The organism is Promicromonospora kroppenstedtii, from assembly GCF_044389675.1.
GTDB classification, from domain to species: domain Bacteria; phylum Actinomycetota; class Actinomycetes; order Actinomycetales; family Cellulomonadaceae; genus Promicromonospora; species Promicromonospora kroppenstedtii.
On the sequence record NZ_JBIRYI010000002.1, the window covers coordinates 121405 to 137378 of the forward strand.

At 72.2% G+C, this 15974-nt stretch carries 13 protein-coding genes, 1 tRNA gene and 1 pseudogene; 8 read left to right on the forward strand and 7 right to left on the reverse strand.

The genetic code is table 11. The annotated features are described in order from the left end of the window. Positions 1–456 precede the first annotated feature (456 nt). Together ACH47X_RS04365 and ACH47X_RS04370 are read right to left on the reverse strand one after the other, a co-directional pair. The gene (locus tag ACH47X_RS04365) at positions 457–1443 is read right to left on the reverse strand and encodes a hypothetical protein (protein WP_397401765.1); all 987 of its coding nucleotides are present in this window, start codon (positions 1441–1443) and stop codon (positions 457–459) included. A 231-nt stretch (positions 1444–1674) separates the two neighbouring features. Further along, positions 1675–2469 (reverse strand): annotated as a pseudogene (locus ACH47X_RS04370) (AfsR/SARP family transcriptional regulator). Between the two features lie 162 nt (positions 2470–2631). Here ACH47X_RS04370 and ACH47X_RS04375 point away from each other — a divergent pair. Both ACH47X_RS04375 and ACH47X_RS04380 read left to right on the forward strand, forming a co-directional pair. Beyond that, complete coding sequence (locus tag ACH47X_RS04375) at positions 2632–3306, forward strand: hypothetical protein (RefSeq protein ID WP_397401767.1); 675 nt, start codon at positions 2632–2634, stop codon at positions 3304–3306. 204 nt (positions 3307–3510) lie between these two features. Further along, complete coding sequence (locus ACH47X_RS04380) at positions 3511–4017, forward strand: hypothetical protein (protein WP_397401769.1); 507 nt, start codon at positions 3511–3513, stop codon at positions 4015–4017. On the opposite strand, the gene ACH47X_RS04385 is transcribed toward ACH47X_RS04380, so the two are convergent. Together ACH47X_RS04385 and ACH47X_RS04390 are read right to left on the reverse strand one after the other, a co-directional pair. Then, a tRNA-Leu gene (locus ACH47X_RS04385) sits at positions 3999–4083 on the reverse strand. The genes ACH47X_RS04380 and ACH47X_RS04385 overlap by 19 nt on opposite strands. A gap of 188 nt (positions 4084–4271) precedes the next feature. Further along, a complete protein-coding gene (locus ACH47X_RS04390) occupies positions 4272–5198 on the reverse strand; it encodes an SDR family NAD(P)-dependent oxidoreductase (protein WP_397401771.1) in 927 nt (308 codons plus the stop codon). A 103-nt stretch (positions 5199–5301) separates the two neighbouring features. Here ACH47X_RS04390 and ACH47X_RS04395 point away from each other — a divergent pair, with 103 nt between their 5' ends. Further along, positions 5302–6195: a helix-turn-helix transcriptional regulator gene (locus ACH47X_RS04395; RefSeq protein ID WP_397401773.1), complete on the forward strand. Its 894-nt coding sequence runs from the start codon at positions 5302–5304 to the stop codon at positions 6193–6195. Here the strand turns inward: ACH47X_RS04395 and ACH47X_RS04400 are convergent. Beyond that, positions 6153–6965 carry a DUF427 domain-containing protein gene (locus ACH47X_RS04400; RefSeq protein WP_397401775.1) on the reverse strand — a complete coding sequence of 271 codons (813 nt, stop codon included), beginning with the start codon at positions 6963–6965 and terminating at the stop codon, positions 6153–6155. The two genes, ACH47X_RS04395 and ACH47X_RS04400, sit on opposite strands and share 43 nt — an antisense overlap. Before the next feature lie 101 nt (positions 6966–7066). On the opposite strand from ACH47X_RS04400, the gene ACH47X_RS04405 reads away from it, so the two are divergent. The 4 genes from ACH47X_RS04405 (at position 7067) to recQ (ending at position 11219) form a co-directional block, all read left to right on the forward strand. Continuing rightward, on the forward strand, positions 7067–7531 hold the full coding sequence (locus ACH47X_RS04405; protein WP_397401777.1) for a hypothetical protein: 465 nt from the start codon (positions 7067–7069) through the stop codon (positions 7529–7531). Positions 7532–7571: 40 nt separating this feature from the next. Then, positions 7572–8018: a hypothetical protein gene (locus ACH47X_RS04410; protein ID WP_397401779.1), complete on the forward strand. Its 447-nt coding sequence runs from the start codon at positions 7572–7574 to the stop codon at positions 8016–8018. Between the two features lie 89 nt (positions 8019–8107). Next, on the forward strand, positions 8108–9271 hold the full coding sequence (locus ACH47X_RS04415) for an aminotransferase class I/II-fold pyridoxal phosphate-dependent enzyme (protein WP_397401781.1): 1164 nt from the start codon (positions 8108–8110) through the stop codon (positions 9269–9271). Between the two features lie 64 nt (positions 9272–9335). Next, positions 9336–11219: a DNA helicase RecQ gene (recQ, locus tag ACH47X_RS04420; protein WP_397401783.1), complete on the forward strand. Its 1884-nt coding sequence runs from the start codon at positions 9336–9338 to the stop codon at positions 11217–11219. Between the two features lie 22 nt (positions 11220–11241). Here the strand turns inward: recQ and dinB are convergent, their stop codons facing one another. Both dinB and ACH47X_RS04430 read right to left on the reverse strand, forming a co-directional pair. Continuing rightward, the gene (gene dinB, locus ACH47X_RS04425; RefSeq protein WP_397401785.1) at positions 11242–12492 is read right to left on the reverse strand and encodes a DNA polymerase IV; all 1251 of its coding nucleotides are present in this window, start codon (positions 12490–12492) and stop codon (positions 11242–11244) included. 41 nt (positions 12493–12533) lie between these two features. Then, a complete protein-coding gene (locus tag ACH47X_RS04430) occupies positions 12534–15071 on the reverse strand; it encodes a DUF1963 domain-containing protein (RefSeq protein WP_397401787.1) in 2538 nt (845 codons plus the stop codon). A 105-nt stretch (positions 15072–15176) separates the two neighbouring features. Between ACH47X_RS04430 and ACH47X_RS04435 the strand changes: the two genes are divergently transcribed. Next, complete coding sequence (locus ACH47X_RS04435; protein WP_397402250.1) at positions 15177–15839, forward strand: GntR family transcriptional regulator; 663 nt, start codon at positions 15177–15179, stop codon at positions 15837–15839. Positions 15840–15974 lie beyond the last annotated feature (135 nt).

Below are 15974 nucleotides of genomic sequence, written 5' to 3' on the forward strand. Positions count from 1 at the left end.
GTCTCCGTCCTCCGAGACCCAGATCTGGTCGATCCACTGCAGGTCCTGCACGGTGGGTCGACGGCCGGTGACGAGATCTGGAGCAATCCGCGACCACGCGTCCGCGGCCGAGTCACCCACATGGAGCATGAGCCCCCCGGAAAGACGTCGGTGACCGCGATGGCTCCTGCGGCAACCAGGTCTCCCCCGAGCCTGCGACCGACGCGCTGCGGTGTACGACGGTAGACGACCTCGCTCGGCCCGCGTAGCGACCCGTCGGGCAATTCCTCGAGCTCCGCCGCAGGCCGATTCTCCACGACCCAAGACTACGGCCAGGCCCAGCCGAGCCAGGTCGACAGCCAGGCCGGATCCAGCACGTGGAGATCGACGGCGCGGGGAGGAAATCACTGGCGAGCGTGTGGGTGCGATCTCTCGCGCCTACCCACCAGCTCCGGTTGGAGCAGCCCTGACACACCCTCATTGGTTCGACGAGAGCCTCTCCATCACATGTCGAATTTCCGCACTTCGGCGGGCAGCATCCTTGAGTTCTGGGATTTTCGTCGCCAAACCTAGTTCGCAGAACGGAAAACGAAAATAGTCCAACAGCCAGATCAGCTCGTCGTCATTGTATGCACTTAACCACAGTTCGCGGAAGATGGAAACGGACTGAAACACCGGCCCGCGCAACAGCACCTCCATGTCTATCGCAGCATCCCGGCGGCCCTCCTCGTCCAGCTCACGCACGTCTGTCCAAAAGCTCCTCGCGATAGCCACCCAGCCAGGCCGCTCGGGAGGTAAATCCGATGGACCGTCCGCACGGCCGGCCAGATAGCCCTGATTCAGCATCTCGGCGCGAACCGGACCATCGACGTCGGTCCACCGATACAAGATCGGAAATTCATGAAAGATATCTCGTCGAGAGAACTCTTCGGCGAGTGCGGTGATCAACGAGGACCTCTCGTGAGCGTCGCGCGCCGCATCCCAGAGCCCATCGAACAACGCCCTGGCCTGACGCTTGGAGCGTCCCAACACGTTCCAGACAGCAATTTCGACGCCGTCAAAGATGAGATCGACCAGCACTTCTCTGTTACGCCTGCCGAACCACCATAATTCGACGACGGCGTCCAGGTCGCGTATCGCAAAGTCGACATTGTCAGCTCGCCATCGATGCTCCGGGTGGTCGATCTGCATCGGAGTGCCAGGCACATCGCGTAGGAAAACCTCCGGAGCCGGGGTCAAACCGGCCGCCTCCGGAAAAACGGAATCAAGGTACTCGTGCTCGAATTCGGACTCGGCGCGCGCGAGCAAGTGCGCGTACAGTCCAGCACTGTCGCGATCCAGCGCCTCCATGCGGCGGAGCGCTCGACTCATGACGTCTCGCACGGCCGGGAAGCGAATCTCCGACGGTTCGCGCTGAACGATCCACCAGATCATTGATTCCAAGACGAACGGCGTGCTCGCCACAGTCCTTTACCTCCCTCTGGGCTGGAGACGCCCGTTGAAGCTCTACCAGGCCTCGCCCGTCACACCAGGGCGAGAATCGGCCATACCCGCGAGAACTTATACGAGCTCCCCTGGGGGCATGGTGCTTCCGGGGCCTGGCTTCACGCGCCTCTGAGAACGTCGAAGCCTCGATCCCAGCACCCCCTGCCGCAAACCGGTGGAGAGCGGTCCGCAACCTGCGCTGCCAACCCCTCAACTGGTCAACAGCGGGGTGCTGCTCCACGTGCTCCAGCGGGTGGCCGGCCACCAGTCCCGGCCATGACCGCCCGCTACCCCTACCCGGACCACCGGACGCTGACCGACGCCGGCCCGACATTCGGCGCCTGGTGGGTGGCCAGACGGATCGGGGACAAGTCTCGTTCCGGCGACCCGTCGCAGCGAGGGTTCCGAGGCAACGAAACCCCCCTCACCTGCGTGAACAGGTGAGGGGCGATCTGTCGGGCTGACAGGATTTGAACCTGCGACCCCCTTGAAGAAATCAAGGGCCGGGCGTGCCTGCGAGGCGGATGCCGGAACGCTCCGGTCCGCATCCGATGTGCCATCCCGGACTGGAAACTCCGCGTCGTGCCGGAGGATGCGCTGGTGCAGCTCGCGCCGCTCAGGGCCGGGGTAACTGCCGAGCTCGTCGACCAGGTGTTCCTGGAGCAGCCGGTAGTGGGCCAGCGCGTCGGACTGACGTCCGCACCGGTACAGGGCGAGCATCACCTGCCCGGCGAGGCGTTCGTCGAGCGGGTGAGTCTCCGCTGCGGCGGTCACGTCGGGCAGAAGGCACGCGTGCTCGCCGGAACGCAGCAGCAGGTCGTTGTGATCGAGGACGGCCGCCAGGCGCTCTGCCTCGAGCCTGACTGTCGTCGACCGCAGTCAGCCACTGTCCAGGTCGGCGACCGGCCGGCCCCGCCACAGGCCCATCGCTTCCTGCCAGAGAGCGCCGGCGTGGTCGCCGTCGGCCCGCCTGGCCTGCGTGACGAGCGCACGGAAGCGATGCATGTCCACCGCGGACTCGTCCGCTCGGAGCACGTAGCCGCCGGACTGGCGTTCGAGGAGCCCTGTCGGATCTGACAGCACCACCTGCGCTCACACACCAGACAAATCCGCAGGTCAGACTCTCAAGACAACATCGAGCCGTGCCCGGACCTCGCTGCTCTGAGCATGCACGAGCAGCTCAGCGATCACTTGGGCACACTGTGGGTCATGCGCCTCGATCTGACCGAGACCTTCGCGGGTGTGCCCGCTCGCCGTGTACGGGATGCACTACGCCGGCCCAACAGCCGTTGGGTCACGCCCTACTGGCTCGCCCGTGCTGTGAACTACCCAGGAGATCAGGCCGAGGATTTTGTGGATGCCCTCGTCAGTCGCGGACTGGTCAAACGAGACGAAGAAGAAGACGTGGTGAAGCTGACAGAGCAAGGGATCGCCTTCAGCCAAGCCTCGCTCACCACGGTGACTCGCAAGACCGCCGACCGGGTCCTGCACGAGTTCCTCGACCGCGTCCGGGCGCTGAACGCCGATCAGGACGCGTTCTACCAGGTACCCGAGGTCGTCGTCTTCGGCTCGTACCTCACCAATGCTGAGCGCCTCGGCGACGTGGACCTGGCGATCCAACCCGTACAGGTCCGCATGGCCCGCGACGACGAGATCAACTCAGCGCGCCCGACCTGGCAACACCTGCGCAACAAGTCGCGGACCCTGTCCCTGATCGAGCTGGAACTGCACCGCGAGTGGCTATCCGACAAGCCGCACAAGATCATCCTCGCCGATCCGGAAGCCGCGGCCCGTGGCGAGGCGTACCAAAAAGCTCGCGAGGAGCGCTGGCGCGGGCGCTAAGCACTGCCAGCTCACTTGCAATCACCCTCCCGTGCGGCCCCTGCACGGCTCGGTGGCATGTCAGCTCGACCGCCCCGTGCGCTGCCGAGCATGGATCAGCTCGATGGGGCACGGCGAACACCTCTGGGATGACACAGCCCGACTGCGCCGAGGACCAGGCCCCCACAGCCACCGTCCTGGCGCCGCCCCGAGAGGTCGTCCGTCATGGTCAACGCGCGTCACAACGATCCCCTGTCCGCGATACTGCAGGAGTCCACCGACCTCATCGGCACCACGCTGGAACAGATCGAATGGGCCGAGAGCGAGATCGCCGCCGCTATCGCTCGACACCCCGCCCAAGGCGATCTCCTTCATCACGGGTTCGGACTGCTCGTACCGACGCACGACCTGATGGCTACGGAGTTCGTGAGCCGTTCGCACTACCGAGAGCTCCTCGACCGGCTGGCAGCCGGTCAGGACACCCGCCCCGGCACGGCGGCCGAAGTGGCGTGCGCGTGCGCGGAAGCCAGCCAGCAACTGGCCGAAGACCTACGGACCGTGGGCGGGTCGCTCAACGTCCTGGCTCGCGCTACAGACGAAGAACGCCGAGACCTCTACGAGGCACTCGGCGTTCGTGTCGACTTCGACGCCGTTGCGTCAGAAGTCGTCTTCTCCGTAAACCCGCTGATCACAACAGGGCGTTACGATAAAAGTGTCCGGAGGGGGACTTGAACCCCCACGCCCGATAAAGGGCACTAGCACCTCAAGCTAGCGCGTCTGCCATTCCGCCACCCGGACAGGTGACCCGTTCTCGGCGTTTCCGCCTTCCCGGTGCGTGGAAAAACATAGCACGCAGACCGGGTCGGGTCCGAATCGAAAAGCGTGTGACCTGGGCCGCTCTCGGAACCGGGCGCCCGGACGATGCCCGGACCCCGGCGCCGGCGGCCCCGGCCGGGCCCGGCGACCGGCCGACCAGGGGCTTCGTCTCAGCCCAGGAGCTGCTCCGTGACCGCCCAGAGCCGCGCCTCACGGTCCCGGTCGTGTGCGAACGGTTCCACCTCACGCTCCGCGGTCTTCACCACGAACGCGCCGTCGCGCAGGTGCGCCCAGCGGTCGTCGAGCGCCATGGCCGCGAGCAACGGTCCCGACCGCTCCGGCGTCGAGACGCCGGGGATGCGGCCGACCGCACGCCCGATGCGCTGCATCGCGGGACCGTGGTCGCGGGACAGGCCGCTGCCCGGCATGAAGCCCGGCTCGAAGACCGACACGGCGACGCCGTCGGGCAGCCGGCGCTGGAGCTCGTGCGCGTAGTACAGGATCGCGAGCTTCGAGTTCGAGTAGGCGGTCCCGGCGTCCCGGGTGCCCGACGGCGACGCGGCCGGTGTCGGCCGGGCGAGGTCCAGCGGGTCGCGCCAGGCGGCCGGAGGCACACCGAGCAGGCGGCGCGGAGTGTTCAGGTAGTAGGTGTTGGAGCCGAGCAGCACGATCCGGGCCGGTGCCGCGAGCGCCCCGGCCAGGTCGCGCACGAGCTGGGCGTGCGCCAGGTGGTTGATCGCGAAGGTGAGCTCGTGCCCGTCGGCGGAGGCCGCGTGGGTGTCGGCCATGGACACCCCGGCGTTGCCGATGATCGCGTGCAGCGGCCGGACGGCTCCGTCGTCCAGGAGGCGCCTGGCCTCCTTGGCGGCCGCGCGGACGTCGGCAAGGCTTCCCAGGTCTGCGCCGACGGCGTGGGCGGTGGCTCCCGCCGCCCTGGCCTGGCCGGTCATCGCGTCCAGGCGGGGTCCGGGGCGTCCGACCAGGAGCAGGTCGGGCCGGTGTTCGGGGCTGCGTCGGGCCATGGCCAGGACGGTGGAGCGGCCGAGGCCGCCGGTCGGTCCGGTGATGAGCACGGTTCCGGTGCGTGAGGTCGTCATACGGTCATCGTGGGTCGCCGGCGCGGCCGGAGGCAGTCGTCGCCCTGTCGTAGGACTGGCAGGGCCACCACAAGGAGCAGGAGCGGAGCGCAGACTGGGGGTCATGGAGCTCGGACCGGCTGTACGACACTGGCGCGACCGGGTCTCCCCCGCCTCGGTGGGGGTGCCGGTCGGTGCCCGACGGCGCGCGACGGGGCTACGCCGCGAGGAGCTGGCCCAGCTCGCCGGCATCTCGGTCGACTACCTCACGCGCTTGGAGCAGGGGCGGGCCACGGCGCCGTCGGACCAGGTGGTGGAGGCGCTCGCGCGGGGGCTCCGGCTGAGCGATCCCGAGCGGGAGCTGCTGTTCCGGCTCGCCGGGCTGACGGCGCCGGGGCCCGGCATGGTCTCCGTGCGCATCCCGGTCAGCGTGCAGCGGCTGCTCGACCGGTTCGACGGGCACCCCGTGGTCGTCCACGACGCCATGTGGAACCTGGTGACGGCCAACGCCGCTTACGACGCCCTGATGGGCCGGACCACGGCGTGGCAGGGCCTGGAGCGCAACGCGGTGTGGCGGCACCTGCTCGGGCCCGCCTCCCGGGTGGTGCACACCGACGAGGAGGAGGCCGAGCTGGTGGCGGGCCTGGTCGCCGACCTGCGGCTGACGGCCGGCCGCTACCCGGCGGACCCGCGCCTCCGTCGGCTCGTGTCGGAGCTGCGCGCGCGGAGTGCGGAATTCACGCGGCTGTGGGAGGCGATCGACCTGCCCCCGCAGGAGTCACCGGGGCGGCTGAAGGTGGTGGACCACCCCGAGGTGGGGCGCATCCGCACCGACTGCGACACCCTCGTGGTGGCCGGCGACGACCTGCGGATCATGGTCTACACCTGCGAGCCCGGGTCTCCGGACGCCGAGCGGCTGGCGCTGGCGATCGTGCTGGGCGACCAGGCGATGGACGCCGAGGTCGGCGCCGCCGGCTACCCGCGCCGGACCGGTTCCGCCGGGTCGCCGTCGACGTAGACCTCCAGGTCGGCGTTCTTCTCCGGCCAGAAGCAGACCATCCCGGCGATCCGCAGCCCTTCGCGCAGCGGCGTGTCGTAGCCCCAGGCGACGTCGCGCAGCACCGTGCCGCCGGCGGCGACGCTCCAGTACGCGGCCGTGCCCTTGTAGGCGCAGAAGCTCACGGTCCCGGTGGGCCGCAGCAGGTCCATCCGCACGTCGGCCCGGGGCAGGTAGTACCTGGGCGGCTGCCCGGTCTGGACCAGGACGACGGGCCGGCGCGACTCCGCGACGACCTCGCCACCCACCACGACGCGCACGTGCCGGCCGGACGGCATCGCGTCGACCCGCACGTACGGGTCGCGCGCGTGCGTGTGGATCACCTCCTCCTCGGCGAGCCACGTGTCCAGGGCCGCCCAGTCGAGCGTCACCGCATCGCGCACGACCTCGGCCGGTGCCTCCGGGTAGCGCCGGGCGGCGCCCGTCAGCACCGTGTCACCCACGACGACGTCGAACAGCTCGCAGACGCCGAGGCTCCGCGACCTCGGCCCCGGACCCGCCGGGCGCAGGCCCGCCCACAGGGCGTCCGGCGCGAAGAAGTACTGGGGGTAGTAGCTGTGCTCCCAGACCAGCAGGGGCGGGTCGGCGTCGGCCACGAGCACGCCCGCGCTGTAGGCCCGGATCCGGGCGGACCCGGCCTCGACCGTCCCCGGAACCGTGACTGCCCGGTGCCCGGCCGCCTCCGGCAGCACGGGGGCGCCCGCGGTCTCCTGCTCGGCGATGTCGCTCATCTCGTTCGTTCCCTCTCGTCGTCCGTCCCTCTCGTCCCTCTGACCGGCGGGTACGGCGATCCGTGACGGCGGGTGTCGGCGATCGGGTGTTCCCTTGACCCATGGACGGACCAACGGACGGACCAACGGGCGGCCCGGGCACGGTGAGAAAGACGCGGACGACGCCGACCCGGTTCGCGATCGACGCGGTCACCGCGCTGCGGCTGGTGCGTGAGGACCCGGGCGCCGGGGCACACGTGCCACTGGTCGCGCCCGTGGTACTGCGGAGCCACGCCATGTCGATGCTCTACCACGACGCGGCCGCCGGCCTCCTCGACGACCGGACGGCGCGGCGGCTGCTCGACCGGCTCGCCACGCTCAAGATCCGCCTGCTCGGCGACCGGGTCTCGCGCGCGACCGCGTGGAAGGTCGCGCGGCAGCTCGGCTGGGCGGACACCGCCCAGGCCGAGTACCTCGCGGTGGCCACCCTGCAGGCCGACGTCCTGGTCGCCGGGGACCACCACATCGCGGAGGCGGCGGCCGGGCTGGTTCCCCTGGCCACGTACGACGACCTGCGGCGGGCCTGACCGGGGCTCCCACGGGAACCGCGTGCGCCACACTTCTCGCGTGACGACCCGCAGCTTCGAGCTCAGCACCTCCGTCCCGGTCGGCCCGCACGCGGCGATCGACTTCCTGACCGACCTCGCGCGGCACCGCGGCCTGCACCCCTACCTGGTGTCCGCCGAGATCGTCGCGAGCGGCACAGGGCCCGACGGGCCCTGGCAGGACTGGCAGGTCGTCGAGCGGCCCCGGCTCGGCCCGCTGCGGTACACCCTGCGCTTCCCGGCTCGCGTGGAGCGTTCGGCGGACGACGTCATGATGTCGTCGGTGCGCGCCGCACCGGGCTGCACGCTGCGCACGGTGACCCGGGCGACGTCGGCCCCCGGCGGCGCCGTGCTCACCGAGAACACCGAGGTCACCGCGCCCTGGCCCGTGGCCGGGTACATGACCAGGCACGCCCGCGCGGCCCACGTGCGCACGTTCGAGCTGCTGCCGGCCGAGCTGGGGCGCTGACCACCCCGCCGCGCGATGTCGCGCTCCGCGGTTCGGGGGCATCATGAGGAGCACAGGGGGCAGCCGGATTCTCGCGGGAGGAGCGCGGCATGTCCCTGTCCCAGAGGGCTCGCGCGGCGCAGGAGGCGATCGAGCCCGTCACGTCGTTCTTCCTGTCGCTACGGGCCCTGGACGGCCGGCCCGGCGTCGTCGACCTGACGTTCGGCGACCCGCACGAGATGCCGCTGCCCGGGCTGGTCGACGCCCTGCGGACCAACGTGGAGCCGCGGTCCGCGGACTGGTTCGCGTACAAGACGAGCCTCGCGCCGGCACGGGAGACGATCGCGGCGGGCCTGGACGCGGAGCAGGGTGTTCCGTTCGCGCCGGAGGACATCGCGATGACGCAGGGCGCGTTCGGGGCCATCGCGGTCGCGTTCCGGCTGGTGGCCGACGCCGGCGACGAGGTGGTGATCCCGGAGCCCGGCTGGTTCTACGCCCCGATGCTCCGGGCCGCCGACCTGGTCCCGGTCCGGGCGCCGCTGGCGGCGGGCAGCTTCGACCTGGACGTCGAGGCGGTCGAACGGGCGATCACGCCACGCACGCGCGTCGTCGTCGTGAACTCGCCCGCCAACCCGACCGGCCGGGTGTACGGCCGGGACCGGCTGGACGAGCTCGCCACGGCGCTGGAGGCGGCGTCGGCGCGCACGGGCCGCCGTATCTGGCTGCTGTCGGACGAGCCGTACCGCCGGATCAGGTTCGACGGGATCGGCTTCACGAGCCCCGCCGAGTGCTACCCGTGGACCCTGGTGGACTACAGCTACGGCAAGGTCCTGCTCGCGCCGGGCCAGCGGCTCGGCTACCTCGCGCTGTCGCCGCGGATCCCCGCGGCCGAGCGCGCCGAGCTGCGCTCGGCCCTGGTGCCGCTGCAGATGGGCCTGGGCTGGGGCTTCCCCGACGCGGTGATGCAGTACTCGGTGCCGGCCCTGGAGAAGGTGTCGATCGACGTGCCCGAGCTCACGCGGCGACGGGACCTGATGGTGGGCGCCCTGGGCGCGGCCGGGTACGACCTGACCGTGCCCGAGGGCACGTTCTACCTGTGGGGCGTCGCGCCCGGCGGCGACGCCGTCGCCTTCGCGGGCGCGCTCGCCGAGCGTGGCGTGTACGTGCTGCCGGGCACGGTGTTCGACCGCCCGGGGCACTTCCGGATCAGCCTGACCGCCACCGCGGACATGCTGGAGGGGGCACTGCCGGCGCTGCGGGAGCTCGCCGGCTAGCGACCCGGCCGCCCGGGAGGCGCGGGCGTCGCGGGTGTCGGTGTCGGCTGGCACACTGGCCGCCATGACTCACCCGGACACCGCCGCACCCGAGCTCGACGGGAGCGCGTCCGCGCTCGACCTGGCGCCGACGCCGCTCGACGTGCTGCGCGACGTGTTCGGCTACGACTCGTTCCGCGGCGACCAGCAGGACATCATCGAGACGGTGGCGGGCGGCAGCGACGCCCTGGTGCTGATGCCGACGGGCGGCGGCAAGTCGCTGTGCTACCAGATCCCCGCGCTGGTGCGCCGGGGCACGGGCGTGGTCATCTCCCCGCTGATCGCCCTCATGCAGGACCAGGTCGATGCCCTGGAGGCTCTCGGGGTGCGCGCCGGGTTCCTCAACTCCACGCAGGACGCCGACCAGCGCCGCCACGTGGAGCAGGCCTACCGCTCGGGCGAGCTGGACCTGCTGTACCTGGCCCCGGAGCGGCTCGGCGTCGAGTCGACGGTGCGGCTGCTCGACCAGGGCACGATCGCGCTGTTCGCCATCGACGAGGCGCACTGCGTGTCCCAGTGGGGGCACGACTTCCGGCCCGACTACCTGCGCCTCGGCGCGCTGGCCGAGCGCTGGCCCGGGGTGCCGCGCATCGCGCTGACCGCGACGGCCACCCAGCACACCCGCGAGGAGATCGCGGAGCGCCTGGGCCTGGTCCAGGCGCGGCACTTCGTGGCGAGCTTCGACCGGCCCAACATCACCTACCGGGTGGCTCCCAAGGACAGCCCGTTCAAGCAGCTGCTGAACCTGCTGCGCACCGAGCACGAGGGCGACGCCGGGATCGTGTACTGCCTGTCGCGCGCGTCTGTCGAGAGGACCGCGCAGCAGCTCACCGAGCAGGGCGTCCGCGCCCTGCCGTACCACGCGGGCCTGCCCGCCCAGGTGCGCGCGGCCAACCAGGCCACCTTCCTGCGGGAGGACGGCGTGGTCATGGTCGCGACCATCGCCTTCGGCATGGGTATCGACAAGCCCGACGTGCGGTTCGTGGCGCACCTCGACCTGCCCAAGTCCGTCGAGGGCTATTACCAGGAGACGGGCCGTGCCGGGCGTGACGGCCTGCCGTCGACGGCGTGGCTCGCCTACGGCCTGGCCGACGTCGTGCAGCAGCGCAAGATGATCGCCGAGTCCGAGGGCGACCTGGCGCACCGGCGCCGGCTGTCGTCCCACCTCGACGCGATGCTGGCCCTCTGCGAGACGGTCGAGTGCCGCCGCGCGCAGCTGCTGCGGTACTTCGGCCAGGAGCATCCGGGCGCCTGCGGCGCGTGCGACACCTGCCAGAACCCGCCCGAGGCGTGGGACGGCACCGTCGCCGCCCAGAAGCTCCTGTCCGCGGTGTTCCGGCTCGACCGGGAGCGCAACCAGCGGTTCGGTGTCGGGCACGTGGTGGACATCCTGCGGGGCAAGGCCACGCCCAAGATCACGCAGTGGGGCCACGACCAGCTCACCGTGTTCGGCGTGGGCGAGGACCTGTCGGACAGCGAGTGGCGGTCCGTGGCGCGTCAGCTCCTGGCGCAGGGGCTGCTGGAGGTGGACTCCAACCACGGCACGCTGCTCCTGACCGAGGACAGCGGCGACGTGCTGGGCCGGCGCCGCGAGGTGCGGATGCGGCGCGACCCGGCCCCGGCGGCGGGCGCCCGGCGCCCGGCCCGGTCCGGGGGCGCCAAGACGGACGCCGTGGCGCTGTCCGACGCCGACCAGGAGGTCTTCGAGCGGCTGCGCGCCTGGCGCGCGGCGGCCGCGAAGGAGCAGGGTGTGCCCGCCTACGTGGTGTTCCACGACGCGACGCTGCGCACCGTGGCGACCGAACGGCCGGGCGACCTGGAGGCACTGAGCGGGATCAGCGGGGTCGGGCAGGCCAAGCTGGAGCGCTACGGCGAGGGCATCCTGGGGGCGCTGCACTCCCCCGGGTGACCCGCTCCGGGGCGCGCCACGCTCACAGGTCGTGCTCGGCGAGCTCGCGGAACTCGTCGGGCACGACGCCGCCGCGGCGCAGCACCACGGGGAGGTAGCCGACGGCGTCGCCGCCGAACCGGGTACGGATCGTGTCCATCGACTCGTCGACGGCGCTGCGCGCGGCGCCCGGCGCGGAGCCGGGGCGCCACGGGTCCGGCGGCTGGAGGTCGAGCTCGAGCTGGACCGCCGACTGGTCCGCGATGTTCGACACGGAGACGCCGAGCAGCGTGATCTCGCACGGTGCGGCGTCGTCGATCGCGGACCAGGCCAGCCGCACGGCGACCTCGGTGAGGGTGAGCGTGGCGGACATCGGCACCGGCAGGGTGAGGGACCGCGTGGCCCGTTGCATGCCCCCGAACCGCACCGCGACCGTGACGGTGCGGCCCGCGCGGCCCTTGGCCCGCAGCCGCCGCGAGACCCGGTCGGACAGGTGCGCCAGGACCGCCCGGACGTCGTCGGGCTCGGGCCGGCGCCGGCTCAGGGCCGACTGCGCCCCCACGGAGCGGGCGCGGCGGCTGGTGACGACCTTGCGCGGGTCCTCGTCCTGCGCCATGGCACTGAGCTTGTGGCCGACGGCGTGCCCGAGGATGTGCTCGACCGCGGACGACGGGGTGCGCGCCAGCTCGCCGATGGTGCGGATACCGAGGTCGGCCAGGCGCTGCTCGTTGACGGGCCCCACGCCCCAGATCAGGCTGACGGGCAGCGGGTCGAGAAAGGTCCGCTCGGCGCCGGGGTCGACGACGACCAGGCCGTCCGGTTTGGCCACCTGGGACGCGATCTTCGCCAGGTGCTTGGTGCGCGCGGCGCCGACCGAGATCGGCAGCCCCACCTCCGCACGGACGCGCTCGCGGATCCGCGCCCCGATCGCGGCGGGCGGGCCGAACAGGTGGGTCGCGCCGGACACGTCGAGGAACGCCTCGTCGATCGAGATCCGTTCGACGGTCGGCGTGACGTCGCCGAGCACGGCCATCACGGCGTCGGCCAGCCGCTGGTACTCGCCAAAGTGACCCCGGACGAACACCAGGTCGGGGCAGAGCCGTGCCGCGCGCCAGCCGGGCATGCCGCCCTGCACGCCGTGGGCCTTGGCCTCGTACGAGGCAGCGAGGACCACTCCCCCGCGCGGCCCGCCGCCGACGGCGATCGGCCGGCCGCGCAGGGCAGGGTCCAACAGCTGCTCGACCGACGCGTAGAACGCGTCGAGGTCGGCGTGCAGGATCGTGGCGCCGGGCATGCCACCAGTCTACTCGAACACGCGTTCGATCCTTGGGCTGGTCAGGGGTTCGCGTACATCTGCACGACGACCCGGTCGAAGCGGCGCGCCGCGAGGTCCTGGCGGTTGATGGTCCAGTACAGGATCCCCATCGGCACCCCGACCCACTGCGCGAGCACCACCCAGTCCTCCGGGCGGGACCACGGCTCGCCGGGCCACTGGAACGCCGAACCCCAGGCGGGGTCGCCGTAGCCGTCGAAGTCGTAGGCATGGCCGCCGAGCGCCCATTCGCCGCCCTCGTCGGACTGCTCCGACCAGACCTCCTGCAGCGTCTCGGCGTGGGGGTGCGCGGCACTGCTCTCGGCGTCGAGCGGGCAGGAGGGCAGCGAGACGCCGGGGACCAGGCGGAGGTCGGGGGTCCGCCGCAGGGCTTCGTCCAGCGCCTCGGGCGAGTCGTACTCGTACGGCTCGTAGTCGGGCGAGACCTCCCGCTCCTCGACCGGCGTGCCCGCAGGGACGTACACGGCACCGCCGGGGAGGAGCTCGTCCTCCAGCTGGACGTTCGCGAACAGGAGCAGCTGCCCGTCGGGCGGCAGCGGCAGGTCGGTGGCGTCCCGTGCGATCGCCGCCAGGTCGAGCGTCACGATGAGCTGGTACTCGTCGGAGCGGTCGGGCCCGTACGCCGTGGCAGGGGTGGGCACGTCCGGCGGGAGGAGCAAGGGGGTGCCGAACCGGCCGACGACCGGACCGCCGCCGTCGGGCGCCGTCCGCAGCACCGGGCGCGCGAGCCCGAGCCACCGGTCGACGTCGTCCGCGGGGACGCCCCGGTCGAGCGCCTGCTCCCGGAACCGGTCCAGCCACCACAGCGTGGCGGCGGGCAGGTTCCGGACGGACGCGGGCAGGACCCCTGCGCCGAACTCCCAGCCCGGCTCCGGTCCGACCACTCCCGGTTCGCCCAGCTCGGCCAGCCACTCCGCAGCAGACACGCGCGTGCTCACGTCGCCGTCGGACAGCGCCACCCGTGCGGCGTCCCGGGCGCCCGGGTGGTCGCCGAGCACCCGGCGGGCGGCCAGACGATGGCGGTCGGCGCCCAGCGCGAACGAGGTCAGGCGCGGCACGAGGGGCTCGGGCACCACGGGGAACCGCTCGAGGATCGTCAGGATCATCGTTCTCGTGTCGACGGCCTGCTGGTCCGGGTGCCGCCTGCCGTCGCCGCCGTCGAGGTACTCGTCCGCGAGGTCGAGGCGCTCGGCGAACAACGGCCACCAGCGCTCGGCGTCCGCGGGGGTCAGCGCGGCGCCGATCTTCCGGTCCCAGCCGGTCGTGCGGGTGACCAGCAGCTCGGCGGTCCACCGGTCCGCGTCGGCCGCGCCGGCGGCCCGGCGCGCGTCCCGCAGGGCCCGCACGTCAGGCAGCAGCGACAGCCGGTTCCCGACGGCGTGCCAGGGGCGCTCGTCCTGCCCGCCCCCCGGGCGGAGGCCGCGCAGGGCCCGCAGCTCTTCCGCGACCTCCGCGTCCTGGGGCGGTGCCACCAGAGGTACGGGGACGGCAGCCTGCGCCGCACGCAGCACCCGCGCACGGAAGACGACCCGCCGCAGCGACCGCTCCCGATCCGGGTCGAGCTGTCCGGCCTCGCCGTCGGCCACCCCGCCGGTCAGGATCTCCTCGATCATCTCGACGCCGCCGTCGAGGTCGCCAAGGCGGGCGAGGGCGTCCGGCAAGCGGTCCGGTGACGCGGTCCGCAGGTGCGGCCGCAGCACCTCGACCTGCCGGGACGCGTCGAGCAGGGAAAGTGTGGCGAGCGCCTGCGCGCGGACTCCGCCGTCGGGGTCGAACGCCAGCGCGGCGACCAGGCCCGCGTGCGCCCCCGGGCTGCGCGCACACCGGGCCGCGACGTCGCTCCGGACGTGGAACGCCAGCCCGGAGACGACCTCGGCGAGCACGGCGGTGTGCCGGGCGAGGAACGCGACCCCCGCGTCGCTCTCCAGCATCCGGCGCCGGTCGCGCGCCGGGAAGGGGTGGTCCGCGTACAGCAGCGCCGACAGGGTCGCGCGCACCGCCGATCCCGCACCGGCGCCACCGGCACCGCCGGCGAGGGCGACCTCCACGAGGAGCTCCGGGGTCCATCGCTGCCGCACGTGGGCCCCGTCTGCCGCGTCCGTCCCGTTGCTGACCCGCGCCACGTCGTGAGCCAGCACCAGCAGCCAGGTGCGCTCAGCGTGCTCCGCGGCCCGGGCGGAGGCCGCGTGCAGCACCTGCCCGAACCGGGCGAGCAGGTCGACCGGCGCCGTCCGGTAGATCGCGAGGCGTGCGACGTCGGCGTCCCGCCGGGTCCACCCGGGGTGCAGGTCGGCGACGGCGGTCGTCAGCTCTCTCGGGTGGTAGCCGTCCGGCTCGGCGACCACGTTCGCACCGCGCGGGCGCTCGCGCAGCCGCTCCAGAGCCTCGGACCCGTTGCCCCGCAGCACGTGGTCGACCGCCAGGTCGAAGACCTGGGCCACCTTCAGCGGCGCGAGGCAGTCCCGCACCGCGTCCGCCAGGCCCGACACCACGTCGTCGGCGGCCTCCCGGCCTGCCGCTTCCTCATCGAATAAGTACATATCGGGATCTTATGGGCGGGGTCTGACATGCCCGGCCGCGCCCGCCGCGAGCAGGAACCGGTCGGATCCCCGGGACCTCCCGACCACACCCGAGCGTCATATATGATGTACGACGTGCCGACGACGCCTCCCGCCCCGACCGCTCTGCCCTCCCGGACGGAGCACGCCCTCGCGACCATCAAGGAGGGCATCCTCAGCGGCCGGCTCGCCGCCGGGCAGGCGCTCGTCGAGGCGGAGCTCGCGCAGGAGCTGGCGATGTCCAAGACGCCGGTCCGCGAGGCGCTCAAGACCCTGGAGATGAGCGGGCTCGTCGTCGTGCGGCCCTACGTCGGCGTGCGGGTGCGCGAGCTGACGCAGGCGGACGCCGTCGCCATCTACGAGACGCGGCTGCTGCTGGAGCCCGAGGCGACCCGGCGCAGCGTCCTGCGCGGCATGGACACCGCCGCGGCGCGGGCGGCGCTGGAGCGCGCGGCCGAGGTCACGGAGCCGGCGCAGCGCAGCCTCGCCAACCGGGCCTTCCACGCGGCGCTCTGGGGCGCGGCCGGCAACACGATCCTGACCGGCATGCTGGAGGGCCTGCGGGACCAGACGGCGCTCGCCGCCGTCACCACGTGGGCCAAGGAGCCGAGCTGGCGGGACGAGGCGCGCGAGCACGAACAGATCCTTGCCGCTGCCGAGGCCGGCGACGCCGACCTCGCCGCGGACCTGACCCGCCGGCACATCGCCGGCTTCCTCGACCGGCTCCGCCAGGGAGGTGCGACCGCCTGACCCGCAGCACCTGAGCAAGCGGGCCTGAGCAAGCCAGGACCGCTGCAGACGAGGTGCAGCCCGTTCACCGCCAAGTTCCCGGGCCGCACCTCTGCAACGAGTGCTCCATGACGGAGCACGCACGTCACTCGATGA